Here is a 26,629-nt window from a genome sequence, read left to right as displayed (position 1 = left end):
CTCCGACTTGTTCAGTAGGAGGCACCATGAAAATCACCACCGTATTACTTGCCGGGCTGCTTGCCCTCGGATCAGCCAGCGCCTTTGCCGAAGGCGGCGCCGAGCGCATGCGTCACTACTTCGATCACTTCCCGGTCCACACCACGCAAAGCGCGCAGGCGAACGACGCCGACGCCAGAGAGATTCGCGTTCCCGCCGATCAGACGGCGCAAGTCACCGAGTCTTATCGCAACTGAGGTTTACCGAGCAACCGATGGACCTCCCGTGGCTCCGCTCTGGCCCGGGAGGAGACAGTTGGGCGCCCATGGCGGGCGCCTTTTTTTATGCCTGCAGAGTCTTGATCCAGAACAGCATGCGCCCGTGATCGGGGTTGAACATGCCCGGCGTAAAACCGAACTTGCTGTAGGCATTCTGGGCCACGGCGTTGCCTTCCAGCACTTCCAGGGTGATCTTGCAGCAGCCACGCTGGCGGGCGATTTCCTCGACCTTGCGCAGCATTTTCTGGCTCAGCCCCAGACCGCGAAACTGACTCACCACTGCCACGTCATGCACGTTGACCAGTGGCTTGCAGGCGAACGTGGAAAACCCTTCGAAGCAGTTCACCAACCCGGCCGGCTCACCGCCCACGAACGCCAGCACGCTGAAGGCGTGCGGTCGGCGGGCAAGTTCTTCGGGCAATCGACGCAGCAAGTCGGGATCAAGTGGCTGACCGCCACCCATCGGGTCTTCGGCGTAATGATTGAGCACAATGCCGATGGCTTCGGCGTGCAGTGGATTGCTGTAACTGGCCTGAAGTACAAGAATTTCTGCGGAATCCATTTCCATCCCCAAACACATGATGAGCCCCGGCACGCAAAGGGCGGGCTGAAAGGCTGTCTCGACCTTAACGCGGACGTGTGCAAGGCGGCAATTATAAAAAACCAAAGATTCGGCAGCGCTTGCACCGAGTGACCTGCACGCGCGGCCGCATGCGCCGATCTTGGGCTTTGTGCCGTGCCATTCAATGGCCCCAGATCAGCTCTTCCGTCCACCCCAGTTCGGCAAAGTCCTGCGCCCGCAACCGGGCCTCACCGGCGCAGAAAAACTCGTCCAGCTGCGGCGGCTTGACCGATGTACCACTGAGCATCGCATGCACCTGGCCGCGATGATGAATCTGGTGTTCGTACAGATGCGACAGCAGGCGCAAGCGGCTGTCGTGCTGCGGCGTGTCGCGGGCGATGGTGACGATCCGGCCGAGATCGGCATCGCGCAGTTGTTCGCAATAGGCGATCAGGCGCCGGTCAACGTGGGTCTGCTCCTCACGCAGTGCTGCGGCGTCGGTGAATGGCTCGTCCTGATTGAAAAACACGTAGCAATCGGGATGCGGCTCGGCGCCTCGCAGCTCACGTTCCAGCGCATCGACGTAAAACCAGTCACAGGTGAGGATGTGATTGAGGGTCAGACGAATGCTCGGGAAGAAGCTCACTCGCGGCGCTGCCAGCTCGGTGTCGGGCAGTTGCGACCAGGCCTTGGCCAGGCGGTGATTGGCCCAGGCATTCTGATAGGCCTGGGTCAGCAGATGGTGGGACAGCGGTTGCGGCATGATTGCGCCCTCCTCACTTCAGGCTTCGGCGAAGCGTTGCAACTGCATCTCCTGCAAACGACTGAGGGTGCGGCGGAACGGAAACTCCAGATAACCCTCGGTATACAACGCGTCCATGGGCACCTGTGCCTCGACAAACAGCGGCACCTTGCGGTCGTAGCACTCGTCGACCAGCGCGATGAAGCGCCGCACGCCGTCGTCATGAACCGACAATTGCGGCAGCTCACGATCGCCCGCCACGACCCGCTCGGCTCCGTCCTCGGTACCGCGGGCGATGCGCCCCTCGCGTTTGCGAGCGCTGAGGTTCGGCACGTCGCCCAACAGAATAGCCCGATAGTTGTCGCACAGCGCGATGAAATCCATCGCGGCAAAAGGCTGCTCGCAGAGGTCGGCGTAGCGGCACCAGAGCACACTCTCGCTGGCCTGCACCACGTCCAGAACACGATGCCCAACCGCCACCGGTTCCGGATGGGCCGTTTGCCCGGCCGTCAGGGCTTGAAAGACGTCGCCCAAGGCGCTGGTCGAGCCAGGCGTGGCGACAAAGTAGCGTTGCTCGATCGCCCCCGGGTGCAGGCGATGATCCTCGGCACCGTTGACCGCAACCACTTGCATATGCGCCTTGATCGCCGCAATCGCCGGGACAAACCGGTCGCGATTGAAGCCATCGGCGTACAGGTCGTCCGGCGGCAGATTGGAGGTGCAGACCACCACCACGCCTTCATCGAACATCACTTGAAACAGGCGGCCGAGAATGATCGCATCGCCAATGTCATTGACGAACAGCTCATCGAAGCACAGCACACGAACTTCCGCTGCCAGTTCCCTGGCCAGTGCCCGTAGCGGATCGGCGATCCCGGTCAACTGAAACGAGCGCTGATGCACCCAGCCCATGAAGTGATGAAAATGCTGACGCCGCGCTGGCACCCGCAGGCTCTGATAGAACTGGTCCATCAGCCAGGTCTTGCCGCGCCCGACCGGCCCCCACAGATAAACGCCGGTGACCGAACGGGCACCGGCGTGCAGGGCTTCATGGCATTTTTGCAGGGCGAACACGGCATGTTCCTGCGCCTCATCCTGGATGAAGCCCTTGTGTTCGATGGCGTGCTGCCAGGCGCTGAGCGGAGAGTCAAAAGTCATGCGCGGCAGTATGCCACGATGGCTACAGGGAAATATCCAGCCGCGCGATTTTGCCCTGTTCGTTGAGGCGGAACGTGTAGCGCAATTGCGCCGGACTGCCAGGAAACGTTCCGCTGATCAGGCCGTGTACCAGCACCTTGCCGGTGCGCTGCTGGACGTCCAGCACCTCGACCCGAGGCTGATAGCGTTGCGCAGTGTCCTGCATCCATTGCGCGATGGCGCGTGGACCGACCTGATGCTGCCCCTCATCGAACACGTTGGCATCCTCGGCAAAGAAACTGGCGACGCGGCTGGTGTCACGCGCGTTGGCCGCGTCGAGGTACGCCGCGATGGCCGGGGCCAGGGTAGAGACGGGATGGGACATGATTGCAGCTCCTTTTTTGTCGGGTTCTGGCGCCATCCTAAAGCAGCCCTGCGTCAGTTTTTGTCAGCAGTGAAGCGTCCGCTTTCATCCAGTTTCATTTGCTCACGCCAAGTGCGCAGCAAGTCGCTGCGCCGGCCCGGATAGCGCTCGCCCTGCGCACTGGCAGCGCTGATGCGGTCGGTTCGGAACGTACGGTAGGCGCTGCGCAACTCACACCAGGCGACGATGATCCGCACCTCATTGAGAAACCCCAGCGCTAATGGCCAGATCAGTCGCTGGCTGGGCATCTGGCGGGCGTCGGCATAGTCGATATGCAACTTGGCCTGATCGCGGATCGCGTGACGAAACACATTCAACGCCACGGCATTCTGCGGAAACCCGTAACCGGGCGGTCCTGGCATCACCGTCGGATTGCGCAGCGCCTCCTGGGCCTGCGGATCGAGCACTGCGGCAATCTTGGCCAAGGCGTCTGCGGCGGCTTTGCCCAAGACCTCGTCGCCACGCTGATCGACATAACGCAGACCCAGCACGATGGCCTCGGTCTCGTCGGCATTGAGCATCAGCGGTGGCAGAAACAGACCACTGCGCAACACATAACCAATGCCCGCCTCGCCATGAATCGGCGCGCCGAGCGCGGTGAGCTCGGCGATGTCGCGATAGAGCGTGCGCTCGGAGACTTCCAGCTCGGCCGCCAGACTCGCGGCGGTCACCGCACGTTTCTTGCCGCGCAAAACCTGCAGCAAAGTCAAAAGACGAGTGGTACGCGACACGATGTTCAGGCTCTGCACGGAAAGGTGCGCGCAGCTTAGCAGAGGCTGGTGTCAGGAAATGGCAGGAGCCTGGATGAACAACGGCATTCAGTGGTGGGAGCAGGCAGTGGGGATAAAGACCGGCTACATCCTTTACGTTTAACAGGTGTAAAGGATGTAGCCGTCTCTACAGGGTGTCAGACGTCGACTTTGTGTCGGGCCGCATAGAGGCAGAGCATTTCCATCGCCAGGGTCGCTGCGGCGAGCGAGGTCAGGTCGGCATGATCGTAGGCCGGGGCCACTTCCACCACGTCCATGCCGACCAGATTGATCCCGCGCAAACCGCCCAGAATCTCCAGCGCCTGCACCGTACTCAAGCCACCGCACACCGGCGTACCGGTGCCTGGCGCAAAGGCCGGATCGAGGCAGTCGATGTCGAACGTCAGGTACACCGGGTTATCGCCCACCCGGGCGCGGATGGCCTCGACAATCGCCTCGCAGCCACGCCGATGCACCTGCCGCGCATCGAGCACCTGAAATCCCATGTGATCGTCGTTGGTCGTGCGCAACCCGATCTGCACCGAGCGCGCCGGATCGACCAGCCCTTCCCGCGCCGCGTGCCAGAACATGGTGCCGTGATCGACCCGTTTGCCCGCCTCGTCCGGCCAGGTGTCGCTGTGTGCATCGAAGTGGATCAACGACAGCGTGCCATGCTTGCGTGCATGCGCCTTGAGCAATGGATAGCTGATGAAATGATCGCCTCCGAAGGTCAGCATCGCGCTGCCGGCATTGAGGATGTGTTCGGCATGGGCTTCGATGCTTTCTGGAATGCTGTGCGGCGAACCGTAATCGAAGTCGCAGTCGCCATAGTCGATCACCGCCAGATGATCGAACGGATCGAACGTCCACGGCCAGTGGCGCTCCCAGGCAATCCCGGTGGACGCCGCGCGAATCCCGCGCGGGCCGAAACGCGCGCCGGGGCGGTTGCTGGTGGCGGTGTCGAACGGCACACCGCTGACCGCCACGTCAACGCCGCGCAAGTCGCGGCTGTAGCGTCGGCGCATGAAACTGGTGATCCCGGCGTAGGTGCTTTCGGCGGCAGTGCCGTAGAGGCTGTCGCGCGTGATGGCCTGATCGTTTTGCATGGGCACGTCCATCTCGGTTCACTCCTGGTGTTATTGATGGCTACGGAAAGTGGTCCACAAACGGGTGCGCTGACGCATGTCCTTGAGGCTCATGCTGCGGTCGGCGTACAGCCGTTCGCGCACGGCGGCCGGCGGGTAAATGTCGGGGTCGCTGCGCACGGCTTCATCCACCAGCGGCGTCGCAGCCTGGTTGGCGGTGGCGAAGAACAGCGTATTGGTCAGCTCGGCCACCGAGTCGGGGCGCAGCATGAATTCGATGAATGCTCGCGCAGCGTCCGGGTGCGGCGCGTCTTTGGGGATGGCCAGGTTGTCCTGCCACACCAGCGTGCCCTCCTGTGGAATACGGTAGGCGACCTCGAACGGCTTGCCGGCCTTGCGGGCCTGATCGGCGGCCATGCTCGCGTCGCCGTTATAGGTCAGCGCCAGACACACGTTGCCGCTGGCCAGATCGTTGATCTGCCGGCCGGTGGCGACGTACAACACTGACGGCTGCAATTTCTGCAGTAGCGTCTGGGCGGCGGCCAGATCATTGCGCTCGGTGCTGTAGGGATCTTTACCGAGGTAATGCAGTGCCAGGCCGATGACTTCCTGCGGCGAATCCAGAATGGCAATGCCGCAATCCTTGAGCTTGCTGGCGTATTCGGGCTTGAACAGCAGGTCGAGACTGTTAAGCGGAACATCTGGCAGCCGCTGCTTCACCGCCTCGACGTTCATACCCAGGCCGAGCGTGCCCCAGGTGTACGGCACGCCGTAGCGATTGCCGGGATCGACGGCGGCGAGCTTTTCCAGCAGATCCGGGTCCAGATTGGCGTAACCCTTGAGTCCGTCGTGGCGGATTTCTTGCAACGCGCCGGCAGCCAATCCGCGCGCCAACACAGTGGAGGACGGCACGACCACGTCATAACCGCTGCCACCGGTGAGCAATTTGGTTTCCAGCACCTCGGAGGTATCGAAAGTGTCGTAACGCACGTGAATGCCGGTCTTCTGCTCGAAACGCTGCAGGGTGTGCGGCGGCACGTAATCGGCCCAGCTGTAGAGGTTGAGGGTTTTGTCCTCGGCCTGGGCATGGATGACCACGGACAACAACAGCGCGGGGAAACACAGCTTGAACACGGGAGCCATGACGAACACCTGACCGGAGGAAGTGGTGGCAGGATGCGCCGTCGGATACATTAGAAAAATAGCGAAATAATTATCCTGACTTTACCCCGGAGTAATGTGATGCTCGGCCAGCTTCACGACATTGATCTGCAGTTGCTGCGCCTGTTTGTCAGCGTGGTCGAGTGCGGCGGATTCAGCGCCGCCCAAGGTGAATTGGGCCTGAGCCAGTCGAGCATCAGCCAGCAAATGGCCAGGCTGGAAACGCGCCTGGGCTATCGCCTGTGCAGCCGTGGCAAGGCGGGTTTCAGCGTCACGCCCAAGGGTGAGCAATTGTTGATTGCCATCCGCAGCCTGTTCGAGTCGATCGAAACCTTTCGCCATCGTTCCAACGGCGTCGCCGGGCGGCTGATTGGCGAGGTGCGACTGGGCATTTCCGAGGCGGTCGATCAATCCGTGCTGCAACGCGTGGCTGTGGCGATCCGGCGTTTTCGCGAACGCGATGAATCGGTGCGCATCGAGCTGATCAGCGCGATGCCCGGTGAGATGGAGCGCCTGTTACTGCAGCAACGGCTGGATCTGGCGATCGGTTACTTCTCTCAGGCACAGAGCGCTTTCGACTATCGCCAGTTGTTCAGTGAAACCCAGCATTTGTACTGTGCACCGGGGCATCCGTTATTCACCGACGCTTCGCCCGGCGACGAGGCCTTGGCCGCCTGTGACCGGGTCGATCACCCGTACCGTTTTTTGCGCAGTGACGAGCCGTTTCAGGGCAAGGTCTGTTCGGCGCGCTCGGAACAGGTGGAAGGCACGCTGGCCTTTATCCTGTCCGGCAAACACGTGGGCTATCTGCCCGAACACTATGCGCGCAGCTGGCAAGACAGAGGCCTGTTGCGGCCGGTGCGTGAAGGAGAGTTGAGTTTTGAGGTGGCGTTTCATCTGGCCCGGCATCGCGCGCAGGTGCCGGGGGATGCGCAAAAGGCGTTTGAGGAGGATTTGCTCGCGGCCTTCTCCTGACACACAGCCCACGTGCGGCGCGGGAGCTTGCTTGCGCCGGGCTGCGCAGCGGCCCCTGGTTTTTTAAGCCATGCCCCCATTTACGGCTGCTGCGCCGCCGAGCGCGAGCACGCTCCCGCGCCACAATGCGGTGTGTCAGGTTGGGCCGATAAGCACCTCCCCCAATAAAACCTGACCTTTCAGGCAGTTATTGCTCGTTGCCCTCGCCGACCGCTTCCGGCATCCTGCGCCTCCATTTTCTGACCCGGCCCCGCCTCGCGGCACGCAAACCACCATGACCGCCTCTGAAAAAGCCCCGCGCAACAACGACCTGATCTACGGCCTCAACGATCGCCCGCACCTCACCGCCACTGTGTTCGCCGCGCTGCAACACGTACTGGCCAGCTTCGTCGGCATCATCACGCCGACCCTGATCATGGGCGGCGCCCTCGGCCTGCACAGCGAAATTCCCTACCTGATCAGCATGGCGCTGTTCGTTTCCGGCCTCGGCACCTTCGTGCAGGCCAAACGTTTCGGCCCGGTCGGGTCGGGCCTGCTGTGCCTGCAAGGCACCAGTTTCTCTTTTATCAGCGTGATTCTCAGCGCCGGGTTCATGGTCAAGGCGCGGGGCGGCGGCACCGATGAAATCCTCTCGACGATCTTCGGCGTGTGTTTTTTCGCCGCGTTTATCGAGGTGGTGCTGAGCCAGTTCATCGGCAAATTGCGCATGCTGATCACCCCGGTGGTCACCGGCACCATCATCACCCTGATGGGCCTGTCGCTGATCAAAGTGGCGATGACCGACATCGCTGGCGGTTTCGGTGCAGCGGATCTCGGCGCAGCCAGCCATGTGTTCCTCGCGGCACTGGTGCTGGGCACCATCGTCGTGCTGAACCGCGTCGATGTGCCCTTCCTGCGTCTGGGTGCCATCGTCATTGGCCTGACCCTCGGTTACGTGGTCGCGTGGCTGATGGGCACCGTGGATTTCGCCAGCCTGCCCGAGGTGCCGCTGGTCAGCGTGCCCGTGCCGTTCAAGTACGGTTTCAACTTCGACTGGGTGGCGTTCGTGCCGGTGGCGGTGATTTTCCTCGTGTCGCCGCTGGAGGCCGCAGGCGATCTGACGGCCAACTCGATGATCTCGCGGCAACCGGTCAAAGGCCCGCTGTACATCCGCCGGATCAAATCCGGCCTGCTCGCCGACGGCCTGAACTCGGCCATGGCGGCCGTGTTCAACAGCATGCCAATGGTGACCTTTGCGCAGAATAACGGGGTGATCCAGCTCACCGGCGTGGCCAGTCGATACGTCGCGTTTTTCATCGCCGGCCTGCTGGTGCTGCTGGGGCTGTTCCCGATGATTGGCGCGGTGCTGCAACTGATGCCGAAACCGGTGCTCGGCGGCGCCGAGCTGGTGATGTTCGGCACCGTGGCCGTGGCCGGGATCAAGATCCTTGCCGAGGCGGGCCTGCATCGGCGCAACATGCTGATCGTGGCGATCTCAATCGGCATGGGCCTGGGCATCGCCGCCGTACCGCAAGTGCTGCGCGAACTGCCACAGGCACTGCGCAACATCTTCGAATCGCCAATCACCGTCGGCGCATTGTGCGCAATCGTGCTGAACCTCTTTCTGCCAGAAGAATTCATCGAGCTGGAAGAAGACGACTTCGACCCGGAAGCTTCTATTCTTCAGGTCATGGAAAACCCCGATGTTGCGGCCAAAGGTGAACCTGGCCAACCTGTGGCTGTCGCACAGTTGAACCGCTGAACGCTACGCCTTGAAAAAGGGCTGAGCCGGCGACGGTTCAGCCCTTTTTTGTTGAGAGACCGCTTATGCGCCGCGTCCACGCTGTCATTCTGTCACTGCTCCTGCTGTCCCTCAGTGCCTGCGCGCTGTTTCCCAACCGCGATCCGGTCAACATCAACGTGGTCGGCCTCGAACCGTTGCCGAGCCAGGATCTGGAAGTGCGCTTCGCGATCAAGTTGCGCGTGCAGAACCCCAACGAAACCGCCATCGACTACAACGGCATTGCCCTGGATCTGGAGGTCAACGGCCATTCACTGGCGTCGGGGGTCAGTGATCAGAGCGGTTCGATCCCGCGTTTTTCCGAAACCATCGTCAGCGTGCCGGTGAGCATTTCCGCGTTCTCGGTGTTGCGCCAGACCCTGGGCCTGAGCCAGACCCAAACCCTCGATAACCTGCCCTACGTGCTGCACGGCAAACTTGCCGGCGGTTTGTTCGGCACCATGCGTTTCGTCGACAGTGGCAAGCTCAGCCTGCCCAAGGCCAGTGCCGCGACCTGGTAAAAATGCGCTAGCCTGCACGTTCGTCCAGAACACTCATGGAGGCCGCTGGTTTATGGAAGACACACCGACGCTGTACACCGAACGGCTGATCCTGCGCCCGCTGCAACTGGAGGACGCCGAAGCCGTGCAACGCCAGTTCCCGCACTGGGAAGTCGTGCGCTATCTGAACGTTGCCGTTCCCTGGCCCTACCCTGAGGATGGTGCGCTCAGCTATCTGCGTGACATCGCCTTGCCAGCGGTGGCGGCGGGCCAGGAGTGGCACTGGTCGATTCGCCTCCAGCGCGCACCGCAACAGTTGATCGGCGCTATCAGCCTGATGGATCAACCGGACAATCATCGTGGCTTCTGGCTGGCGCCGGCGTGGCAAGGTCAGGGTTTGATGACTGAAGCCAGCGTGGCGGTAACCGATTACTGGTTCAAAACGCTCAATCGCCCGCTGATGCGCGTGCCGAAAGCCGCGCCGAACCTCGGCTCGCGCAGGCTGTCCGAGCGCGCCGGCATGCGCCTGATCCGAACCGATGAAGACGATTTCGTCGCCGGCCGCCTGCCTCGGGAAATCTGGGAAATCACCCGCGAGCAATGGCTGCAACAGCGCAACCCCTGAAGGTCTGCGGCCAGCGGCAAATCATGAGGTGAAGCGCACGCCGGGTTTCGCTCGCTCGTCAACGGACAGTTCGAACACATCCGGTCGGGCGTAATGGCCGACCACGTCATAGTCATAGCGGGCGCGAACCAGTTCATCGGTGTCGATTTCGGCGGTCAACAACCCGGCCTCGCCACGCAATGGCCCGGCCAACACATCGCCCATTGGCCCGACGATCACGCTGCCGCCGGCAATCAGCGGACGATCCGCCGGCCAGTTCGCAATCTCCACCCCCAGAGCCTGCGGCGACGCCTGCACCTGACAGGCGCTGACCACAAAACAGCGGCCCTCATGGGCGATGTGACGCATGCTGACCTGCCACATCTCCCGCTCATCCACTGTCGGCGCGCACCACACTTCGATGCCTTTGGCATACATCGCCGTGCGCAGCAGCGGCATCATGTTTTCCCAACACACCACCGCGCCGAGCTTGCCGACCTGGGTGTCGAGCACCGGCAGCGTCGAGCCGTCACCCTTGCCCCAGATCAGGCGCTCAGTGCCGGTCGGCATCAGCTTGCGGTGCTTGGCCAACAGCCCGGCTTGCGGATCGAAATACAGGGCCGTGCAATGCAACGTACTGCCCGCACGTTCGATAACACCAATGACCAGATGGGCGCCGGTGCGCGCCGACAGACCGGCCAGGGCCTCGGTTTCGGCGCCCGGCACATTGATCGCGTTGGCGAAATACCGCGCATAAGCCTCACGGCCTTCCGGCAAGCGATAGCCCAGTTGCGTGCCGAAGCCTTCGCCTTTCGGATAACCGCCGAGCAACGCTTCGGGCATCACCACCAGGGCTGCGCCGGATTCGATAATCGCGGTTTCCCAGCTCAGGATCTGTTCCAGGGTTTCGCCTTTACCACCGGGCAAGGCGCCGATCTGCAAGGCAGCAACAATTGATTTGGGCATCGCGGTGACTCCATCAGGTTCAGAGGTTGCTGATTGTCCGGCGCCACGCGATCATGAATAAAGCCCCGTTCACTGCTGAATGATATGAGCCAAATAAATATCGCTGCCGTCGACCTCAATCTGCTGAAAGTCTTCGAAGCCCTGCATGAAGAATCCAGTGCCAGCCGCGCAGCGCTGCGGCTGGGCGTCACCCAATCGGCCGTCAGCGCGGCATTGCGCCGCTTGCGTGAAGTCTATGGTGATCAATTGTTCGTGCGCACCGGGCGCGGACTGGCGCCGACGCTCAAGGCCGATCAGTTGAAACCGGTGGTCAGCGAGGCACTGAACAAGTGTCGGCAGAGCCTGGCCATGATCGACCCGACCACCGAGCACTACGAGGGCCGCTCAGTGACGATCGGCCTGTCGGATGATTTCGAAATTGCCTACGGCCGGCGCCTGATCGAGGAAATCGCCCACAGTGCGCCGAAACTGCGGCTGATTTTCCGTCAGACCCACAGTCAGATCGTCGCCCGGGCGCTGATGGAGCGCCATTTCGATCTGGCGATCACCGCTGGCGGCTTTGCCGAACGTCTGCTCAGCCGTCAGGTATTGGGTGAAGGCGGTTATGCCTGTCTGGTCGATCCTGCGAGTCTGGTGCCCGGCCAGCCGCAAATGGACCTGGAGGCGTTCGTCGCCCGCGAGCACCTGCTGGTGTCGTCCGGCGGCTTTATCGGCATTACCGATGAGGGCCTGGCCGCGCTGGGCCTGAGTCGACGCGTCTGTGCCTCGACCACGCATTTTGCCGCGCTGCCGTATCTGCTCACGGGCAGTCAGGCAGTGGCGACGATTCCGGCACATGCCGCCCGGAGCATCGCGGCGCTCAGTGGGCTGAGCGTGCTGCCCTGCCCTCTGGCCTTGCCGCGTTATCCGATTGAACTGGGTTGGCGCACCAACGCCCAGACCGACCCGGTGGTGGTGAAAGTGCGTGAAGCGATTGTTCGCTGTTTCGCCCGCGATTAAGGCTGCTTACTTGTTGGCAGCCATCAAACGGTTGACCTCACTGCGTACCATGTTGGCGAACTCCGGTGGCGACATGCCGTCCAGTTCCGCGCGGACCCATTCGGCCCACTTCCCCTTGCGCTTGGCACGCTCACCGAACAACCGTGCGGCTTCGCCTTTGGCTTTGCCCAGATTGTTCTGCCAGAGTTCGAACAGACGGGATTTCTCGTCTTCCAGCGCGGCGCGCTCGGCGAGGGATTTGTCGGCCAGATTGAAACTCATGGGGAATTATCCTGCTGCGTAAAATGGCGACATCTTACACGCTTGGTGTAAATCTCCGGCGCTGGTTTTTCTTCCAGGAGAAATTCGGTGCAACTTTTCAAGTACCGCCATACTCCATTGATCACTGTCCATTCAACTGCAAGGAGTCACCCAATGGCCCGGAAATCCGCCGTGCAAGCTGCCGAAGACCAAATCAAGGATCAAGCCTTCAGCGAACTTCAGGCTCTGATCGAAGAGTCGGACAAACTGCTCAAAAGCAGCGCTTCACTGATCGGCGAAGAAGCGGAAACCCTGCGCGGACAAATCGCTGTGAAACTGCAGCAGGCGCTGGACTCGGTATCGAGCGTGCGCGATCGCACCAAACCGGCGGTCGATGCCACCGAGAACTACATCGGCGGCCATCCGTGGCAGACCGTGGCCATCTCGGCCGGTTTCGGTCTGGTGGTCGGCTTGTTGCTGGGCCGCCGTTAAGCAACTGGCAGACAACGAAAGGCGAGCCTCAGGGCTCGCCTTTTTCTTGCGCGCAGCGAAATTACTGTCCTGCCAGTTCGCGCAACTGCGCCAGCGTCTGCTGATCCAGCAGGATGCCTTCGGCCAGTGAACGGGCGCGCTGGGCGTGTCGACGATCACCGGGCAAACGCTTGAGCCCGACACCGTGCATCTGCCGCACCAACTCTTCGCTACGCTCGGCAAAACTCTGCCCGGCCGCCTTGCTCGGGTCGATGACGATCAGCAATTGCCCGGTCCACGGGGTTTTCGCGCCGGGGTGCCCGGACCAGTCAAACTCGAAAGAAAAGTTGCCGCCCGTCAGCGCCGCTGCCAGCAGTTCCACCATCATCGACAGCGCCGAGCCCTTGTGCCCGCCAAACGGCAACAGCGCGCCGCCTTCAAGAATCGCTTTGGGGTCCTGGGTCGGCTGGCCGAGGCTGTCCACCCCCATGCCTGCCGGCAATCGTTCGCCCTTGCGCGCGGCGATCTGCACATCGCCATGGGCGATGGCGCTGGTGGCGAGGTCGAAGACAATCGGTGCGGCACCGGCGCGCGGTGCGGCAAAGGCGATCGGGTTAGTGCCGAACAGCGGGCGGTCGGCGCCGTGCGGCACCACGCAGGTCATGCTGTTGACCACACTCAGCGCGACCAGGCCTTCATCGGCAAAAGGTTCGACATCCGGCCACAGTGCGGCGAAGTGATGGGAGTTGCGAATCGCCAACACCGCGATCCCCGCCTGGCGCGCCTTCTCCACCAGCAATGACCGGGCGGCGGCCAGTGCCGGTTGGGCAAACCCGTTGCCGGCGTCGACCCGGACAAACCCTGAAGCCACGTCTTCCACCTGCGGCACGGCATGGCCATTGACCCAGCCGCTTTTCAGGGTCGAGACGTATCCGGGAATCCGGAAGACACCGTGGCTATGGGCACCATCGCGCTCGGCACTGGCGCAGTTGGCGGCCAGCACCCGGGCCACTTCGTCAGACGTGCCGTGGCGCAGGAAAATCGTTTCAAGCAGTTGCGTCAGCGCGTCGAGAGATACCGACGACGAGGCAGCAGAGGACACATGATCGTGTGGCGCAGACATCTGAAGCTCCAGAATGATTATTGGAGGGAACAACAGCGTATGGACAATTTGCCAGTCGATTAACCATGCCCGGGCTGCCGCCTGTCAACCCTCAATAACGCCGCGATCATCGCGAGCGTGCCCGCCGCGCACCCGCCTGACAGACATTTACCTGCAACGTGCAATAACTATCTACCACCTGTGAATCGCGCCCCCCTCCTAGTCTCGTGCCTCCTTCTGACGGCGCTCATCAGTGCGCCCCGCAAAGAGACTTGAAGATGCTCAATCCCGTCGCTGCGCTGTTATTTCCCGAAGCCCTGAAATACAAGGGGCTGAGGGCAGAACTCGGCAAGACCCACGGCCTGAACGACAAAGATTTCGACTGGTTGGCCCATGTCACGCTGGTGACCCAGGCACTGCGCAGCCAACAGTCGCCACCGATGCTGGCCCAAAGCGTTCAAATCAAGGCAGGCTCCCTGCCCGCCCTGACATTGGCCGGGGTTTTCATCCTCAGTGCAACGCCGGACGACTGCGGTGCCATCCTCTATACCCCGTACGGCGGCATCAAGAAATACGACAGCCTCCCGGCCCTGCAGACAGCGTTGCGCAACCATCTGGAAAGCACGGATGAGGATGACGACATGTTCGCGTTTCTGGCCTTGGCCCAGCGCCGGCAGGTGACCGCCCACAGTCGCCTGACGCTGAGTTACGAAACCATCGAAGGCGATATTTTTGCTCATCAGGGCGCCGCGATTCAGGCGGCTCAGCAACTGAACGCCGAAGCCATGCTCGATGAGTTGAAACAACTGCCGTCTCTGGCCTCGTTGCTGGAGAAGATTCTCGATGGCCGGCTCAGCCCGCACTTCCCCAACATTGAGCAGACGCTGTCGCGCGTCAGCTTCTATAGCGTTGTGCAGGCCGACGGCAGCGCCCCGGAGACCGGTAAACACTGGCACGACTCAATGAGTCTGAGTGAAGCGGTGCTGAGGCTGTATCACCGTGGCTGGCCGGCGAACCGGTTGCACGAGTTCTCCAATCCGGGCCATGACCCTGCCAGCGGTGACCAGGCCACCTGGGAAGCCGCCCTCAAGGAAGTGGCGGGCAAACTGGTGATGTGGCTGTTTCGCGAAATGGAACGCTATTGGGATGGACCCTCCGCCGACGGTTCGCCGCGCCGCGTCTTTTTCGCCAAGGCCCTGACGGAACAGGCTCGGGCCGACCTGATGATCAAACGCGAAAGCGAAATCCTCACTGCCAGCCAGTTTGCCACCCTGCACCAGATGATCAGTCCCGCGAGCCTGCCGGGCGGCCGTCCGATCCTGGAAAACGTGCGTTTGTGGGAGTACGAACCCAATTACGTCGAACTGGCGGGCTCGCTGATGATCAGCCATGCCAACGCCTTTCTTTACACCCCGAGCATGGGCTTGCAGGTGCTCCAGGACTACAACGATCTGAAGGACACCGTGCACAGCAAGTTTCTCGCGCCCGGCCATGAAGACGAACTGTTCGGTCTGCTGAGCCTGGAAGAGCGCAAACGCTTCATTGGCTTCGGCAACCCGCATGTCAGCGGAGAAAGTCTCGCCGGCGAGACCTTCGCCGTGCTGTTCGAGGCGATCATTACCAAGCAACGCAAGAACATCGAATTCGCCTTGCAGATGTTCAGCCTCAGCGATGGCACCGTCGATATCCATGCACTGTTCGACAAGGCGCTGGATATTCGCTCGATGATCCATGAACGCTTGCTGGAACTGAACACCGGCGAACGCTGGTCCACCCGCCCGGCACTGCCTGGGGTACAACAGATGTCCATGGTGCTGGCGGAAAAAACCCGCGAGCGGGTACGCACCCTTGCCAACCGCGAAGCCTTGCTCGCCGGCGCGTTCCGGGTTCAGCCCAGTGCCGTTGTGACCGAGCAGCGCCGGTATCTTGAAAATCTGCAACCACTGCTCGCCGACGGCTGGGTGGAAGGGATCACGGGGGAGGCGCAGTTGCGGGTGCTGAGTGGCTCGCTCAGGGCCGACATCAAGGCAATAGTCGATACGGTATTCACCACCGAGCACGCCAACCGCGATAACCGGGGCTCGCTCAACGGCTTCCGGCCAGATGCCTGGTCGCTGACCCTCGACAGTGCCTCAGGGCAGACGCAATTGCCGCTGGCACACTGCGTGATGCTGACCGAACGCGGCGGCCTCGATGCGGCACACTCGGGGCACGCCGTGCTGTGGACACCCGCGACGGGGCTTGAGGTTTTTACCGACATCGTCGATGCACGACGAGTGCTGAACCAGCGACTGAAAGACAGTGTGGGACGCCTTGCCCTCGTCGAAAATCTTGCCCCGAAAGATCGCCAGTTCCACCAGGACTACACCTTGGGTGCACTGCAACTGATCAAAGGCGATGTGTCCCGACATTCGATGCAATCGGCGATCGAGTATTTTCTTGCGCGCTGCGATCAGGCTCGCCAGCGCCTGCACGGCGACAGCCGCCTGGCATCGGTCCTGACGACGCTGAAAAAAACCGTGATCGACACCAACCTGCTGCGCACCCTTCAACTGGGCAAGGCCATTGACCAGCAGCAGTCGCTGCCTGCCTGGCTGGGCATGGCGTCGCCACAGGATCAACAACGGCATCTGGAGCTGCTCGAGCAATGGCGCCACAGTGTCACCGATCACAAGGATTACCTCAGTGACCTCCCCGACCTTGCCAACTACGTAGACCGACGCTTGAAGACGCTGCTCGATCAACGCTTTCCCGGTAACCGGCTCGAGCCGAAACAGATCAGGATCACGCCCAACCTCGCCCTGGCAGGGCCCCCACGCCCGCTCAGCGAGTTTGCCCTGAACCATATCAACGTGGCTCAGGGCACCGGATTCAAGGTCGCCTCCACCACCACGCAGGCGTTACCCCAAGGCTTTGATCAAAACGCTGTGCGGCGCTTGCTGCTGTCGCTGGACATTTCCACCACCTACGGCCAACAGGTGGCGAAAGCGCTAGCGCCCGGCAGCGACGGTGCCGAAGTGCGTAAACAGCGCTTCCTTCGGCAACTGCCCTGGCAATTGCTGCAACACGCCCACGGATTGAAACTGCAACAGCGATTGTCCGCCAAGGCATTCGACTACCTCTGTCAGGTGTTCGACATGCCCGACGGCGTTGCACGCGCGACGGTCGAGGGTGCGCATGCGCTTGTCGCACCGTTGTCGCTGGTCAAGACGGCCGGAGTGACGGCCGTGGAAGTTCCGGGCCTGTACGTGATTGGACCGGGTAACGGAGATCAAGGCCCGTTGGTGCTTTATTCACTGTATGCCGACGAGGTGTTCCATGAGTTCGAGGAACCGCAGGGGTTGATCGCCGCCCTGAACAAACCGGGGGCCTTGCAGGACCTGCTGCTGCGCCGCTTGCCAACGGAGCAGCAGGCTGTGTTTCAACGGCTGCTGCAATCCAGCGTTGGCGAAACCAGTGAAATGGTCCACGTCGGGATCCCTGTTCAGGGCAACCTGCTGGCCCGATTGTTCACTGACAACCTTGCGCTGCTGCAGCGCTTTCTCGGCTGTCAGTCCCTCCCTGCGGCGCAAGATGACTGGGAGGCTGCGAAGAATCTGTTCAGCAAGGGTATCCACCTGCTGTCCAGATTGTTGCCGGGCAAGTTGTCTTACGTGACGTTTCTCTGGCAAGCCTACAAAGACTTCAAGGATTCGGCCGAAGCCCTCCAGGACCACCACTGGAAACAGGCCTTGCAGGCGTTCATTGGCGGCGCCGTGCAGATGCTGAGTTTGAGTCGCGAGAGTTTGCAGGACGCCGAAGACGTGCCGGCCAGGGTCGAAGCGCCAGCCGTTGAAGACGCGACGTCGCCGTCCGCCGCGAAAGCACCGACATGGCATCACATGCGCACGACTTCCCCGCTGCGCACCGAGTTGCAGTCATTCGAAACCCACGCGGTGGCCCTCGCAGACCTCAAGCACAATCGCAGGACCGGGGTTTACGAAGACACCACAAGCGGACACAGCTACGCCACCGTCGGAGGCAAAGTCTATGGTGTCGAACAACCCGGCGCCGTCTGGCAACTGGTCAACGGTGCCACGCGTGGCCCGTCGTTAAGAATGCACGGTACGCACCTGGTGATCGCTGCCGACCGGCATACCGCTCACTTCGGCAAAGTCGTCTCCAGACTGTACGAGCCCTACAGACTCGAGCGAGAGCGTCGGGCGGTTCTGAACATCGAGGCCGTCGGGATGAAGGATATTCAGGCACAGCATCCACGAAAAGCTCAGGCTATCCAGCAGGCCGTCGACCTGGCGCGGTTCTACGCCTTCAACAGTTTGCACAATCTGGCGCTCTTGAAAAACAATGCCCCGAGTCTTCGACTGGAGGCGTTCTTCAGAGATTTTTTTGGTGTGCAGCAAGTGGATACCAGGCTATTGAAAAAAATCCACAATGCAATCGTGCCCATTTGCAACGCACTGGTGGACCCGGATGACGACCTGATGAACACCGACCGCTTCGTCGTCGGTTCGAACACCACCTACTCATCAATCATTGCATTCGTGCTCAATAACGATCAGCGCAAACGGGTGCATTTCACCGAACACTTCTTCAACCCTGCTCTGGATCGCTACAACGCGGTAATGACTCAGCCTTTCGATGTCGATGCTCACGCTCAGGCGGCGACATTGATTCACGAGCTCGCCCACCAGTTCTGCAAGGCTGAAGACATTGCCTCGCTGGAGTCGCGCCGACCGTTTGCCGATCTGATTTCGACCGTCACGCTGCTGGGGCTGTCGATGCGACACGATCTGCAATCCTTCCAGCGTCGGGCGCTTTCATTGGCCACACCCAGGGAAGAACTGTTTTCACACTGGAGCAGAACAAGAAACACCTATGTGAACCTGGATCAGGTCCCTGGCGGCAAAGACTTGAGCAAAATCATTCTCGATCTGACCTCGAGCCCGACGCTTGACGAGGCACGCACGGCGTTTCTTGATCAGGGTTCGCCGGACATACGCATCGACGTGATTTTGCGCAATGCCGATTCGATCGCCCACCTGATTTGCGAAATGGGTCGCCAGCTCGATCCGCCGCCGGCGATCACGCCCTGATTGCGCAAAAAAAAACGCAGGTTTAACAACCTGCGCTTCCATTGGCGGCGTAGGGAATCAATCCTTCTGATCCCGCAACACATTGCCCGAGGCACCGTCGATGCGGAACTCGTAGACGGCCCCATCGGCCTTGCGCCCCTCGCCCTTCCAGTAACCGTCGTTGTCGGCTTCGATCTCGTAGACCTCGACATAACCGGCCTTGGTCTTGACGATTTCAATGGCTTTTTCGATGGTCACCCAGCCTGCGCCCGGTCTGTCCGCCATCGCGGCACCCGCAGTAAGCAACGTGGCAGCAGCAATCACTACGGCGAAAGTGTTCTTGATCATTTTTTCACTCCATTTATGGCTAAGTCTTCCAATGTGTCCCGCTTTTTGGGCGCCGGAGCGAAAAATAAGTTCCACTTTGATGGGTAGTTGCCATAACGCAGGTTCTCGGCAACTTCCGGTCAAGGTTAGAATGTGCGAAATCAGGACGAGTCAATGACCCAAGATACTCTCTCGGAAACCGAATACGATGCGATCACCGATGCCGCCGCGCAGTGGTGCATGCGTCTGCACGCGGCCGACTGCACGGACCAGGAGCGTCGCGCCTTCGAACAGTGGCGTGATGCGCATCCCCTGCACGCGTTCGAGTACGAGGCGATGCTGGAAATCTGGGAAGTCGCCGAGCACCTGCCGCGCCCCGAGACTGCAGTGGATGTTGCGCCTCGCCAGCCGCCGCGGTCATGGCGGCAATACGCGGTCGTCGCCGGTCTCTGCACCCTGGCTCTGCCGCTGGCGGCTTATGCCGGCTGGAACCTGGGCTGGGTGCCCGACAGTTACCAGCATTACGCCGCTACCGACACTGTGCGCCAGGTCACCCTGAGCGATGGCAGCCAGCTCGAACTGAACCTGAACACCGAATTGACCTTCAGCAACTACAAGGACGAACGGCGCGTCACTCTGAAAAAAGGTGAAGCGTTTTTTTCCGTCAGTCATGACACGCAGCACCCGTTTGTCGTTCGCGCAGGCGAAGGCAGGATTCGGGTAACAGGCACGCGTTTCAATGTCTGGATGTATGAAGACCAGGTGCGGGTCAACCTGATCGAGGGCTCGGTGCTGGTGAGCAGCAATACCGCACTGCCAGGCGATGGCTTGCGCCTTGGGCCGTCGATGCAGGCACGTTACAAACACGGCGACTACATGCCACAGATCAGCCAGACCTACCCCAACGACACCGCGCTGGCCTGGCGCAGCGGCAAACTGGTGCTGGACAACCTGACGCTCAATGAAGCCCTGCCGCTGATCAACCGCTACCTCAACACGCCTTTGATGCTGGCCGACAGCAACACCGGGCTGATTCGGGTGGGCGGCATTTACAACATCAAAGAGCTGAATAACCTGGCCGGCTCGCTGCCGAAAGTGCTGCCGGTCTATCTGACCCGCAACAAGGAAGGCAATCCGGTGATCAACCCGATCCCGCAGCAACCGCCAAAAAACTGAAGGCCGCACTTCCCGTGGAAGGCGGCCTTCAAGTCTGACTCAACAACGACAGCCGTTACCGGGCTGCCACCTTCCCGCCGTTGTCTGCCGACTCACTGACGTTCTGCACCTGATACTGCGGATCAGCCTTGATCTGCTGTTCGGTAAACGGCAGCACGCTCCATTGCTTCTTCGAGAACGCTTCGGTCTGATCACGGGAATACTTCGACACCGGGTCGCTGGACAGCGAGAACGCCAACAATCCCTGGGCGTGCGGGCCCTTCTCGTCGAACGTCACCACTTGCAGATAGCTGGTGCCGCTGACCACTTCCAGCTTGCCGTCTTCCCGGGGCACGCTCTGGATCGCGTTGTAGATGCCCAGGGTTCCCGGCCCGCCATGGATCGGCGTCTGCTGCCCGCCACTGCTGACCACCTGGATATCCCCCCAGCGCGTATCCGGTTTGAGGCCCATTTTGTTGGTCATCACCAACGATGCCAGCATCGCTTCACGCAGCGCCTTGGCCACCGCTGGCTGCTCGACAGCCAATCCGCGCGGCGTGTGGCGGGCATCCTTCGGATCAAACGCCACGCGCCAGATATCGGAGGATTTCTGCAGCGTTTGCATAATGTTCTGAAAGTGCACCAGGCCCAGGCGCGAATCCAGATTGGCTCGCCCGTCCCAGGCCTTGAGGCTGACGCACAGCGGTTGCAACGCTTGCGCATCGGCACCGAGGTCGCCGGCACAGAACCTCAGCAAATCCGGCAGCACCTGGGTCGCCAGATACACCTGATCATCCATCACCATGTGCTGCAAATCCTTCACCCCCAACGGCCCTTGTTGACCCGGATTGCCCAGGCGCGCCAGGGCATAGCGTGAACGCCAGCCCAGCGGTTGCCCTTCCTGGCTGATCAGTGGCGAGAACCCCGTCAGCGGTTGCGCCGGGTTGGCCAGCCAGGCGGAGTCGTTGGAGTGCTGCACAAAATCCTTGCGCAACAGTTGTGGCAGTTGGCTGGCGGCATAAATACCCTTCTGCGCTGCGTTCGGATCAATGTCCCAGGCACACGCGCTGTGGCTGCCATCGAGCACGATCATTTGCGTACCCATGCGCGGATCGCTGCATCTGGCCAGTTTCTCGGCGTTGACGTTCGGCACCACCGACAGGTTCATGTACAGCGTCTGCCCCTTGTCATCCACGGCCAGCGTATTGACCCAGGGAATGCCCTGAATCTTGTGCACCGACGCTTGCAGTTGCTCAAGACTGGTCGCCTGATTCATCGTGTACCACTGATTCAGCACGCGATCGTTTTCGAGGTTGGCATCGCGCAGGCTGTAGGCGTACTGATGGTCCCAGTCGAGCTTGCCCGGCCATTGCACAATCGGTCCAAACTGCGAACTGTAGAGGTCACGTGTCACAGCGGTAACCTGGCCGTCGGCCTGTTTGACCTGAACAGTCACGGTTTGCTTGCTCATCGGCAGCGATTGGCCATCGAGCAGGTAGCGCGTCGGATCTTTCGGGTCGAGTTGCAGGCGATACAGGGTGAAGTGCTTCGACGAGTCGACGGTATGGGTCCAGGCAAGGTGCTGGTTGAAACCGATGTTGATCATCGGCAGCCCCGGCAACGCGGCGCCCATCACGTCGAGCTTGCCGGGAATGGTCAGGTGCATCTGATAGAAGCGCATGCCGCCGACCCAAGGGAAATGCGGATTGGCCAGCAGCATTCCGCGGCCATTGAACGAGCGCTCGCTGCCCACCGCCACGGCGTTACTGCCGCGATCCAGGGCAAAACGCTGCTGGCGGGCATCGGCCAGTTGATAAGCCCGTGAGTCGTGGTTGATGGCGGCAGTCGCTTGCGGCGGAGTGGCGCCAGCCAATGCCTCGGCAAACTGACCGACACCACCTTCGACCAGCAGACGACGAGTGAGCCTGACCACATCCTGCGCAGCGATGTCACGTACCCATTCACCCTGACATTGCTGCGGCAGGCCCTGCTGCCGGCGTTCGGCCAGATAGCGGTTGTAACCGGCGGCGTAGCCTTCGACCAGGTCACGCACCGGGGTCGGCTGAGCCTGCCAGAAAGCCTGCACCGCCTCCGGCGTATTGAGCCAGGTAAAGAACATATCGCTGACACGGTTCTCGCGCTGTTCGACGGTCAACTGCTCAGGGCCGAAATAGCGCGAACGCTCACCGTTGACCGTGACGATTTCGTTGGCCAGCAGGCACAGGTTGTCTTGCGCGTAGGCATAACCAATGCCGAAACCGAGGCCGCGTTCGTTTTCGGCGCGGATGTGCGGCACGCCAAATCCGGTGCGCCGAATATCGGCACTGGCCGCAGTGGCCGGGCTGAACGCATGGGCCGACACACTCAGCCCGAGAAACATACCGGCAACGGTGAGTTGCAAGCTTCTGGCAACAAGCTTGGAGTCAAAGCACAACCCGTCCCGTGATTCCGAATGTCCAACTTGCCGCTTGCAGCTCGAAGCTTGCAGCTGCTTCCGTCCGGTTAACTGCCTGGAAATAATCACGCTCGCTCCTGATCGAAATGCCGAAGAGCGGATCACGCCAACCGTGGGAAACGACACAGGCTACGCTCCGCTCTGAAAACACCCACGCGTCCACGCGCAATGAGCCTGAGCAAGAAACGAAGCCGGAGAAAAAAATTTAGCCCGCGTGACAGCGGATACAAGCCGTGATTACAAGGAAAGAACGAATTTCCGACAAATTTTCCACATTTTTTCTTTCATGATTTGTCGTGCTGATACGTCTTGTTTAGAGAACGCCCCAATAACCCTCCCGATCAGATTCTGAAAGGAGCCATCGCATGTACAACTCGCAACTACCAACGGACGGTAGCCAGGCGCAACAAGGAGCTTCCATGAGCCCCCACGCGAGCGATTTCGGGCCACGTGTCGACCGTCACGGTAACGAGCGAATCCGCCTGCTGCTGAAAAGTTTCGGGCTGCGCACCAGTCTGATTCGCCTCAAAGTCCTCGACGCCCTGCTGGTCGCCGCGCAGACCGATCGTCGTCTGGGCGTGCGCGGTGTCCATACCCAATTGCTGGATCTGGATATTCCGCTGTCCTTCCTCAGTGTGCGCGAAGTCCTCAAGCGCCTGTGCGCTGAAGGCGTGATTACCTTCAACGCCGACAAGAGTTACAGCCTGCATCCACAGGCTGCAGCCGTCCTCAACAACGATTGAAAGGCGCGGCGATCGCCGTCAAGGCTTGACCTTGCGGCGCATCACACCATTGATCACCACCACAACCACTGCCACGCCAATGGCGATGTACTGGAATGTCTTCTCGTCGATCTTCCCGGCGTTCTGCAGCCAGGACAGGCCAAGCATGATCACCAGCACAGACACGGCGATCAGAATCGAATATATCAAGCGTTGCTTCTGGGTCATTGCGGTTTCCTGAACCTTTGGAATGTATCCGGTTTGTATCCGTTTGCATGCCATGCGCTTACCATTTTACGGGGATGCGCCGCGACATTCGGGGTCTCATGTTACAGCCGATGAAGAGTTTTGGCTTCATGACGGCGTAACCATGAGGATTTTTGAAATGCTGCGTCGAATCACCTGGCTGATTCCCGTTCTTGCCCTGCTGACCCTGAGTGGCTGCATCATCTTCCCCCACGGCGGCTGGCACGATGACCATCACCGTTATTACCAGGGCGGCCCTGGCTATTATCAACATCGTTAAGTGACGAACTTCTGATATAACCCGAGTCCAATTATTTCCCGCCATTCAATGCGCTTACGCAATGTAGGCGCATTTTGCGTAAAGTATCTGCAAAACCAGTAGGACGATTCGTCATCAACTGTAATACCTCCTCCCAAAGTAAAAATACGCAAACTATAGATATATACCGTCACACCAAATCCATATAAACCCACATAGCCGCCCCTTACTCTCTGCACTCTTGCTGTTTAACTTGATGAACCAGAAAGCATATGCAGAGAATTTTGATAAACATCCCTCCCACACGAGCGCTCGGATTCTGTCTGGCACTGACCTTGTTTGAACTGACCACTTACATGGCCAGTGACATGATCATGCCGGCCATGTTGAAGGTCATCCATACGTTTAATGCCGATAGCCGTCATGTTCCCTATGCGTTCAATCTGTATTTGCTCGGCGGTGTCTGCCTGCAAGGGCTGATTGGCCCCTTGTCCGATCAACTGGGGCGGCGGCGCATGTTACTGGCCGGTTGTGCGCTGTTCAGCGCGGCCTGCGCGGCGGCGTTCGCTGCCGGCAGCATAGAAGCGTTCAACCTGCTGCGGCTGGTGCAAGGCATGAGCCTGGGTTTTGTCGTCGCCGTCAGTTACCCCGCCCTTCAGGAAGTCTTCTGCGAGGCCGACGCCGTACGCCTGATGGCCTTGCTCGGCAACGTCGCGTTGCTGTCTCCGTTGCTCGGCCCGCTGGTTGGCACCCTGCTATTGGAATGGCTCGACTGGCGCGAACTGTTTCTGATGCTTGGCCTGGTCGCCGCGCTGGCCTGGCTCGGGTTGTATGCCTTCATGCCGGAAACCGTGGGGGCGCTGCGCCGTGACGGTAAACGCCTGGCAAGCATTCCTTTCTCCTGGCGCCATACCCGGCAGCGTTATCAGGCATTGCTGGGCAACCACCGCTTTCTCGCCGCCAGCCTCGCCCTGGGCCTGATGAGCCTGCCACTGATTGCCTGGATCGGCCTCGCACCGGTGTTGTTGATGCAGCAGCAAGGCCTGACGCCCCTGGCGTACGGGCTATGGCAAATCCCGGTTTTCGCGGCGGTCATCGTCGGCAATCTGTTGCTTGACCGGCTGTTGCTCACCCACCCGCTGCCGCGTCTGGTCAGCCTGGCGCTGTGGCCTTTTTGTCTCGGTCTGGGCGCGCTGATCGTATGCAGCCAGCTCGGTGCCGGGTTGCACGCCGTCGTCGCCAGTCTCGCGCTGTATGCGGTGGGCCTGGGCATGAGCAATGCGGCGCTGTATCGGCTGGCCCTGTTCTGCAGCGAGGACAGCAAAGGCTTGGTCTCGGCGCTGATCGGCATGCTTTCCATTACCGTGATGGGCGCCGGCGGCGCGCTGATTGCCGCGTCTGGCGGGGGTAACAGCCTGTCGCTGTTTGCCCTTTGGGCGGCCGGCGGCGGCCTGCTGGCCCTGCCCTTGCTGCTGGGCTTCCTCTCCAACAACACGTCCCACTCCGCATCAACTCCATAAGGCTCGAACATGACCGGTTTACCTCTCAGCGATGCGCTTTGCGCGTCAGCGGCGCCCTATTGCCCGAATTCCGTGCCATCGGGTCTCTTCGAACACGCCATGGCCGAAATCAGCCGGTTTCACAGCGAGCAGACCCCCGGTTACACGCGCTGGCTGAACGCTAACGGACTGCAGATCAACGACCTGGAAAACCTTGAGGACTGGTCGCGCCTGCCACCAATCTTCGCCAGTTTTTTCAAACGGCAATTGCTGCTCAGCTCCACCGGCGAAACGGCCCTGGAACTCACCTCCTCCGGCACCAGCGGCGAAAAAAGCCGCATGCGTTACGACGAGCGCAGCCTTACCGCTGCCCAGTTCATGGTTGCGCGCATTTTTCATCATTACCACTGGCACACGCCCGACACGCCATGCAATTACCTGATCCTGGGTTACGAACCGGAAGAGCGCATCGCCCTCGGCACCTCTTACACCGACCAGTTCCTGTGCAGTTTCGCCCCGGTCAATCGCGTGTGTTACGCCCTGCGACGCACCGGCAACGGACATCAATTCGATCTGTTCGGCGTCATCGCTGCCCTGCAAGCCTTTGCCGAAGAAGGCTTGCCGGTAAGGATTTTCGGCTTCCCGGCGTTCCTCTGGCAGACCCTGCAACAGATGCAGGCCACCGGTGTCGCCGACCTGCGCCTGCCGGCCCGCTCGCTGGCGTTTTTCGGCGGTGGCTGGAAAACCCGGGCGGCACAGGAAATTCCACGGGCGCAGTTGTATGCGCAGATTCACCGACAACTGGGGATCGACCTGGCGAACTGTCGCGACGGCTACGGCGCAGTCGAGCATGCCGTGCCCTATATCGAATGCGCCCACCACCGTTTCCATGTGCCGGTCTATTCGCGGGTCTACGTGCGCAATCCCGCAGATTTTTGCGTCTTGCCCTACGGCGAACGTGGACTGCTGGGCTTCGTTTCGCCCTACATCTCCTCCAGCCCCGCCCACGCCGTGGTGATGAGCGATCTCGCCACTCTGCATCCGGGCTCCAGCTGTGGCTGCGGGCTTTCCACCGACTGGTTTGAATTACATGGCCGCGCCGGCACCACGGCCAGCAGAAGCTGTGCCATGGCGGCGGCCGAATTGTTAGGGAGTCATTGA

The 26,629-nt window shown here is 60.9% G+C and carries 26 protein-coding genes; 13 read left to right on the top strand and 13 right to left on the bottom strand.

Annotation, left to right across the window (positions count from 1 at the left end; translation table 11 throughout):
• Nucleotides 1–26: 26 nt before the first annotated feature.
• Nucleotides 27–236, top strand: a complete 210-nt coding sequence (locus PseuLF5_RS02870) for a hypothetical protein (RefSeq protein ID WP_267801865.1) — start codon at nt 27–29, stop codon at nt 234–236.
• 85 nt (nt 237–321) lie between these two features.
• Here PseuLF5_RS02870 and PseuLF5_RS02865 read toward each other — a convergent pair whose 3' ends face one another.
• From PseuLF5_RS02865 to PseuLF5_RS02835, 7 genes are all read right to left on the bottom strand, one after another.
• Nucleotides 322–819 carry a GNAT family N-acetyltransferase gene (locus PseuLF5_RS02865; protein WP_123469195.1) on the bottom strand — a complete coding sequence of 166 codons (498 nt, stop codon included), beginning with the start codon at nt 817–819 and terminating at the stop codon, nt 322–324.
• Between the two features lie 181 nt (nt 820–1,000).
• Nucleotides 1,001–1,582, bottom strand: a complete 582-nt coding sequence (locus PseuLF5_RS02860; protein WP_123468983.1) for a DinB family protein — start codon at nt 1,580–1,582, stop codon at nt 1,001–1,003.
• A gap of 18 nt (nt 1,583–1,600) precedes the next feature.
• The gene (gene zapE / locus PseuLF5_RS02855; protein WP_340132886.1) at nt 1,601–2,719 is read right to left on the bottom strand and encodes a cell division protein ZapE; all 1,119 of its coding nucleotides are present in this window, start codon (nt 2,717–2,719) and stop codon (nt 1,601–1,603) included.
• Between the two features lie 22 nt (nt 2,720–2,741).
• A complete protein-coding gene (locus tag PseuLF5_RS02850; protein WP_123468987.1) occupies nt 2,742–3,083 on the bottom strand; it encodes a nuclear transport factor 2 family protein in 342 nt (113 codons plus the stop codon).
• A 53-nt stretch (nt 3,084–3,136) separates the two neighbouring features.
• Nucleotides 3,137–3,853 carry a helix-turn-helix transcriptional regulator gene (locus PseuLF5_RS02845; protein WP_123469197.1) on the bottom strand — a complete coding sequence of 239 codons (717 nt, stop codon included), beginning with the start codon at nt 3,851–3,853 and terminating at the stop codon, nt 3,137–3,139.
• Between the two features lie 176 nt (nt 3,854–4,029).
• Entirely contained in the window at nt 4,030–4,989 is a 960-nt protein-coding gene (speB, locus tag PseuLF5_RS02840; RefSeq protein WP_123468989.1) for an agmatinase, read from the bottom strand.
• 18 nt (nt 4,990–5,007) lie between these two features.
• The gene (locus PseuLF5_RS02835; protein ID WP_340132885.1) at nt 5,008–6,099 is read right to left on the bottom strand and encodes a polyamine ABC transporter substrate-binding protein; all 1,092 of its coding nucleotides are present in this window, start codon (nt 6,097–6,099) and stop codon (nt 5,008–5,010) included.
• A 99-nt stretch (nt 6,100–6,198) separates the two neighbouring features.
• On the opposite strand from PseuLF5_RS02835, the gene PseuLF5_RS02830 reads away from it, so the two are divergent.
• From PseuLF5_RS02830 to PseuLF5_RS02815, 4 genes are all read left to right on the top strand, one after another.
• Nucleotides 6,199–7,092: a LysR family transcriptional regulator gene (locus tag PseuLF5_RS02830; protein ID WP_340132884.1), complete on the top strand. Its 894-nt coding sequence runs from the start codon at nt 6,199–6,201 to the stop codon at nt 7,090–7,092.
• A gap of 274 nt (nt 7,093–7,366) precedes the next feature.
• Nucleotides 7,367–8,833, top strand: a complete 1,467-nt coding sequence (locus PseuLF5_RS02825) for a nucleobase:cation symporter-2 family protein (protein WP_123468993.1) — start codon at nt 7,367–7,369, stop codon at nt 8,831–8,833.
• 65 nt (nt 8,834–8,898) lie between these two features.
• The gene (locus PseuLF5_RS02820) at nt 8,899–9,372 is read left to right on the top strand and encodes an LEA type 2 family protein (protein WP_128613710.1); all 474 of its coding nucleotides are present in this window, start codon (nt 8,899–8,901) and stop codon (nt 9,370–9,372) included.
• 52 nt (nt 9,373–9,424) lie between these two features.
• On the top strand, nt 9,425–9,976 hold the full coding sequence (locus PseuLF5_RS02815) for a GNAT family N-acetyltransferase (RefSeq protein ID WP_340132883.1): 552 nt from the start codon (nt 9,425–9,427) through the stop codon (nt 9,974–9,976).
• Between the two features lie 21 nt (nt 9,977–9,997).
• On the opposite strand, the gene PseuLF5_RS02810 is transcribed toward PseuLF5_RS02815, so the two are convergent.
• Complete coding sequence (locus tag PseuLF5_RS02810; RefSeq protein WP_123468999.1) at nt 9,998–10,921, bottom strand: carbon-nitrogen hydrolase family protein; 924 nt, start codon at nt 10,919–10,921, stop codon at nt 9,998–10,000.
• Nucleotides 10,922–11,005: 84 nt separating this feature from the next.
• Here PseuLF5_RS02810 and PseuLF5_RS02805 point away from each other — a divergent pair, with 84 nt between their 5' ends.
• Entirely contained in the window at nt 11,006–11,920 is a 915-nt protein-coding gene (locus tag PseuLF5_RS02805) for a LysR family transcriptional regulator (RefSeq protein WP_340132882.1), read from the top strand.
• A gap of 6 nt (nt 11,921–11,926) precedes the next feature.
• Here the strand turns inward: PseuLF5_RS02805 and PseuLF5_RS02800 are convergent, their stop codons facing one another.
• On the bottom strand, nt 11,927–12,181 hold the full coding sequence (locus PseuLF5_RS02800) for a hypothetical protein (RefSeq protein ID WP_038363082.1): 255 nt from the start codon (nt 12,179–12,181) through the stop codon (nt 11,927–11,929).
• A 153-nt stretch (nt 12,182–12,334) separates the two neighbouring features.
• Between PseuLF5_RS02800 and PseuLF5_RS02795 the strand changes: the two genes are divergently transcribed.
• A complete protein-coding gene (locus PseuLF5_RS02795) occupies nt 12,335–12,652 on the top strand; it encodes a DUF883 family protein (protein ID WP_123469003.1) in 318 nt (105 codons plus the stop codon).
• Nucleotides 12,653–12,713: 61 nt separating this feature from the next.
• On the opposite strand, the gene PseuLF5_RS02790 is transcribed toward PseuLF5_RS02795, so the two are convergent.
• Nucleotides 12,714–13,754, bottom strand: a complete 1,041-nt coding sequence (locus PseuLF5_RS02790) for an Ldh family oxidoreductase (protein WP_128616415.1) — start codon at nt 13,752–13,754, stop codon at nt 12,714–12,716.
• A 257-nt stretch (nt 13,755–14,011) separates the two neighbouring features.
• On the opposite strand from PseuLF5_RS02790, the gene PseuLF5_RS02785 reads away from it, so the two are divergent.
• Nucleotides 14,012–18,826 (top strand): dermonecrotic toxin domain-containing protein, encoded by a 4,815-nt coding sequence (locus PseuLF5_RS02785; protein ID WP_340132881.1) that lies wholly within the window; start codon nt 14,012–14,014, stop codon nt 18,824–18,826.
• A gap of 57 nt (nt 18,827–18,883) precedes the next feature.
• Here the strand turns inward: PseuLF5_RS02785 and PseuLF5_RS02780 are convergent, their stop codons facing one another.
• Nucleotides 18,884–19,153 (bottom strand): PepSY domain-containing protein, encoded by a 270-nt coding sequence (locus tag PseuLF5_RS02780; RefSeq protein ID WP_123469008.1) that lies wholly within the window; start codon nt 19,151–19,153, stop codon nt 18,884–18,886.
• A gap of 153 nt (nt 19,154–19,306) precedes the next feature.
• Between PseuLF5_RS02780 and PseuLF5_RS02775 the strand changes: the two genes are divergently transcribed.
• Nucleotides 19,307–20,308 (top strand): FecR family protein, encoded by a 1,002-nt coding sequence (locus PseuLF5_RS02775; RefSeq protein ID WP_340132880.1) that lies wholly within the window; start codon nt 19,307–19,309, stop codon nt 20,306–20,308.
• Nucleotides 20,309–20,363: 55 nt separating this feature from the next.
• On the opposite strand, the gene pvdQ is transcribed toward PseuLF5_RS02775, so the two are convergent.
• A complete protein-coding gene (gene pvdQ, locus PseuLF5_RS02770; protein ID WP_445262404.1) occupies nt 20,364–22,688 on the bottom strand; it encodes a bifunctional acylase PvdQ in 2,325 nt (774 codons plus the stop codon).
• Nucleotides 22,689–23,107: 419 nt separating this feature from the next.
• Here pvdQ and PseuLF5_RS02765 point away from each other — a divergent pair, with 419 nt between their 5' ends.
• The gene (locus PseuLF5_RS02765) at nt 23,108–23,485 is read left to right on the top strand and encodes a fe2+ zn2+ uptake regulation protein (protein ID WP_128616413.1); all 378 of its coding nucleotides are present in this window, start codon (nt 23,108–23,110) and stop codon (nt 23,483–23,485) included.
• A gap of 18 nt (nt 23,486–23,503) precedes the next feature.
• Here the strand turns inward: PseuLF5_RS02765 and PseuLF5_RS02760 are convergent, their stop codons facing one another.
• Nucleotides 23,504–23,692: a hypothetical protein gene (locus PseuLF5_RS02760; protein WP_123469017.1), complete on the bottom strand. Its 189-nt coding sequence runs from the start codon at nt 23,690–23,692 to the stop codon at nt 23,504–23,506.
• 157 nt (nt 23,693–23,849) lie between these two features.
• Here PseuLF5_RS02760 and PseuLF5_RS02755 point away from each other — a divergent pair, with 157 nt between their 5' ends.
• From PseuLF5_RS02755 to PseuLF5_RS02745, 3 genes are all read left to right on the top strand, one after another.
• Entirely contained in the window at nt 23,850–23,990 is a 141-nt protein-coding gene (locus PseuLF5_RS02755) for a hypothetical protein (RefSeq protein ID WP_007918111.1), read from the top strand.
• A 251-nt stretch (nt 23,991–24,241) separates the two neighbouring features.
• Nucleotides 24,242–25,489: an MFS transporter gene (locus PseuLF5_RS02750; protein ID WP_340132879.1), complete on the top strand. Its 1,248-nt coding sequence runs from the start codon at nt 24,242–24,244 to the stop codon at nt 25,487–25,489.
• 9 nt (nt 25,490–25,498) lie between these two features.
• Nucleotides 25,499–26,629: a LuxE/PaaK family acyltransferase gene (locus PseuLF5_RS02745; RefSeq protein ID WP_340132878.1), complete on the top strand. Its 1,131-nt coding sequence runs from the start codon at nt 25,499–25,501 to the stop codon at nt 26,627–26,629.

This window comes from Pseudomonas sp. LF-5 (assembly GCF_037626295.1).
GTDB classification, from domain to species: domain Bacteria; phylum Pseudomonadota; class Gammaproteobacteria; order Pseudomonadales; family Pseudomonadaceae; genus Aquipseudomonas; species Aquipseudomonas monsensis.
Note: the sequence above shows the minus strand (reverse complement) of the source record. Positions and strands in the feature narration are given on the sequence as shown.

Bases quoted from the DNA above. Each gene is read 5' to 3' on its own strand.
- PseuLF5_RS02765 (WP_128616413.1), top strand. From the start codon at position 23,108: ATGTACAACTCGCAACTACCAACGGACGGTAGCCAGGCGCAACAAGGA.
- PseuLF5_RS02745 (WP_340132878.1), top strand. From the start codon at position 25,499: ATGACCGGTTTACCTCTCAGCGATGCGCTTTGCGCGTCAGCGGCGCCC.
- PseuLF5_RS02755 (WP_007918111.1), top strand. From the start codon at position 23,850: ATGCTGCGTCGAATCACCTGGCTGATTCCCGTTCTTGCCCTGCTGACC.
- PseuLF5_RS02790 (WP_128616415.1), bottom strand. From the start codon at position 13,754: ATGTCTGCGCCACACGATCATGTGTCCTCTGCTGCCTCGTCGTCGGTA.
- PseuLF5_RS02850 (WP_123468987.1), bottom strand. From the start codon at position 3,083: ATGTCCCATCCCGTCTCTACCCTGGCCCCGGCCATCGCGGCGTACCTC.
- PseuLF5_RS02775 (WP_340132880.1), top strand. From the start codon at position 19,307: ATGACCCAAGATACTCTCTCGGAAACCGAATACGATGCGATCACCGAT.
- zapE (WP_340132886.1), bottom strand. From the start codon at position 2,719: ATGACTTTTGACTCTCCGCTCAGCGCCTGGCAGCACGCCATCGAACAC.
- PseuLF5_RS02815 (WP_340132883.1), top strand. From the start codon at position 9,425: ATGGAAGACACACCGACGCTGTACACCGAACGGCTGATCCTGCGCCCG.
- PseuLF5_RS02865 (WP_123469195.1), bottom strand. From the start codon at position 819: ATGGATTCCGCAGAAATTCTTGTACTTCAGGCCAGTTACAGCAATCCA.
- PseuLF5_RS02860 (WP_123468983.1), bottom strand. From the start codon at position 1,582: ATGCCGCAACCGCTGTCCCACCATCTGCTGACCCAGGCCTATCAGAAT.
- PseuLF5_RS02870 (WP_267801865.1), top strand. From the start codon at position 27: ATGAAAATCACCACCGTATTACTTGCCGGGCTGCTTGCCCTCGGATCA.
- PseuLF5_RS02830 (WP_340132884.1), top strand. From the start codon at position 6,199: ATGCTCGGCCAGCTTCACGACATTGATCTGCAGTTGCTGCGCCTGTTT.
- PseuLF5_RS02825 (WP_123468993.1), top strand. From the start codon at position 7,367: ATGACCGCCTCTGAAAAAGCCCCGCGCAACAACGACCTGATCTACGGC.
- PseuLF5_RS02750 (WP_340132879.1), top strand. From the start codon at position 24,242: ATGCAGAGAATTTTGATAAACATCCCTCCCACACGAGCGCTCGGATTC.
- PseuLF5_RS02800 (WP_038363082.1), bottom strand. From the start codon at position 12,181: ATGAGTTTCAATCTGGCCGACAAATCCCTCGCCGAGCGCGCCGCGCTG.
- PseuLF5_RS02780 (WP_123469008.1), bottom strand. From the start codon at position 19,153: ATGATCAAGAACACTTTCGCCGTAGTGATTGCTGCTGCCACGTTGCTT.
- speB (WP_123468989.1), bottom strand. From the start codon at position 4,989: ATGGACGTGCCCATGCAAAACGATCAGGCCATCACGCGCGACAGCCTC.
- PseuLF5_RS02805 (WP_340132882.1), top strand. From the start codon at position 11,006: ATGAGCCAAATAAATATCGCTGCCGTCGACCTCAATCTGCTGAAAGTC.
- PseuLF5_RS02760 (WP_123469017.1), bottom strand. From the start codon at position 23,692: ATGACCCAGAAGCAACGCTTGATATATTCGATTCTGATCGCCGTGTCT.
- PseuLF5_RS02820 (WP_128613710.1), top strand. From the start codon at position 8,899: ATGCGCCGCGTCCACGCTGTCATTCTGTCACTGCTCCTGCTGTCCCTC.
- PseuLF5_RS02835 (WP_340132885.1), bottom strand. From the start codon at position 6,099: ATGGCTCCCGTGTTCAAGCTGTGTTTCCCCGCGCTGTTGTTGTCCGTG.
- PseuLF5_RS02810 (WP_123468999.1), bottom strand. From the start codon at position 10,921: ATGCCCAAATCAATTGTTGCTGCCTTGCAGATCGGCGCCTTGCCCGGT.
- PseuLF5_RS02785 (WP_340132881.1), top strand. From the start codon at position 14,012: ATGCTCAATCCCGTCGCTGCGCTGTTATTTCCCGAAGCCCTGAAATAC.
- PseuLF5_RS02795 (WP_123469003.1), top strand. From the start codon at position 12,335: ATGGCCCGGAAATCCGCCGTGCAAGCTGCCGAAGACCAAATCAAGGAT.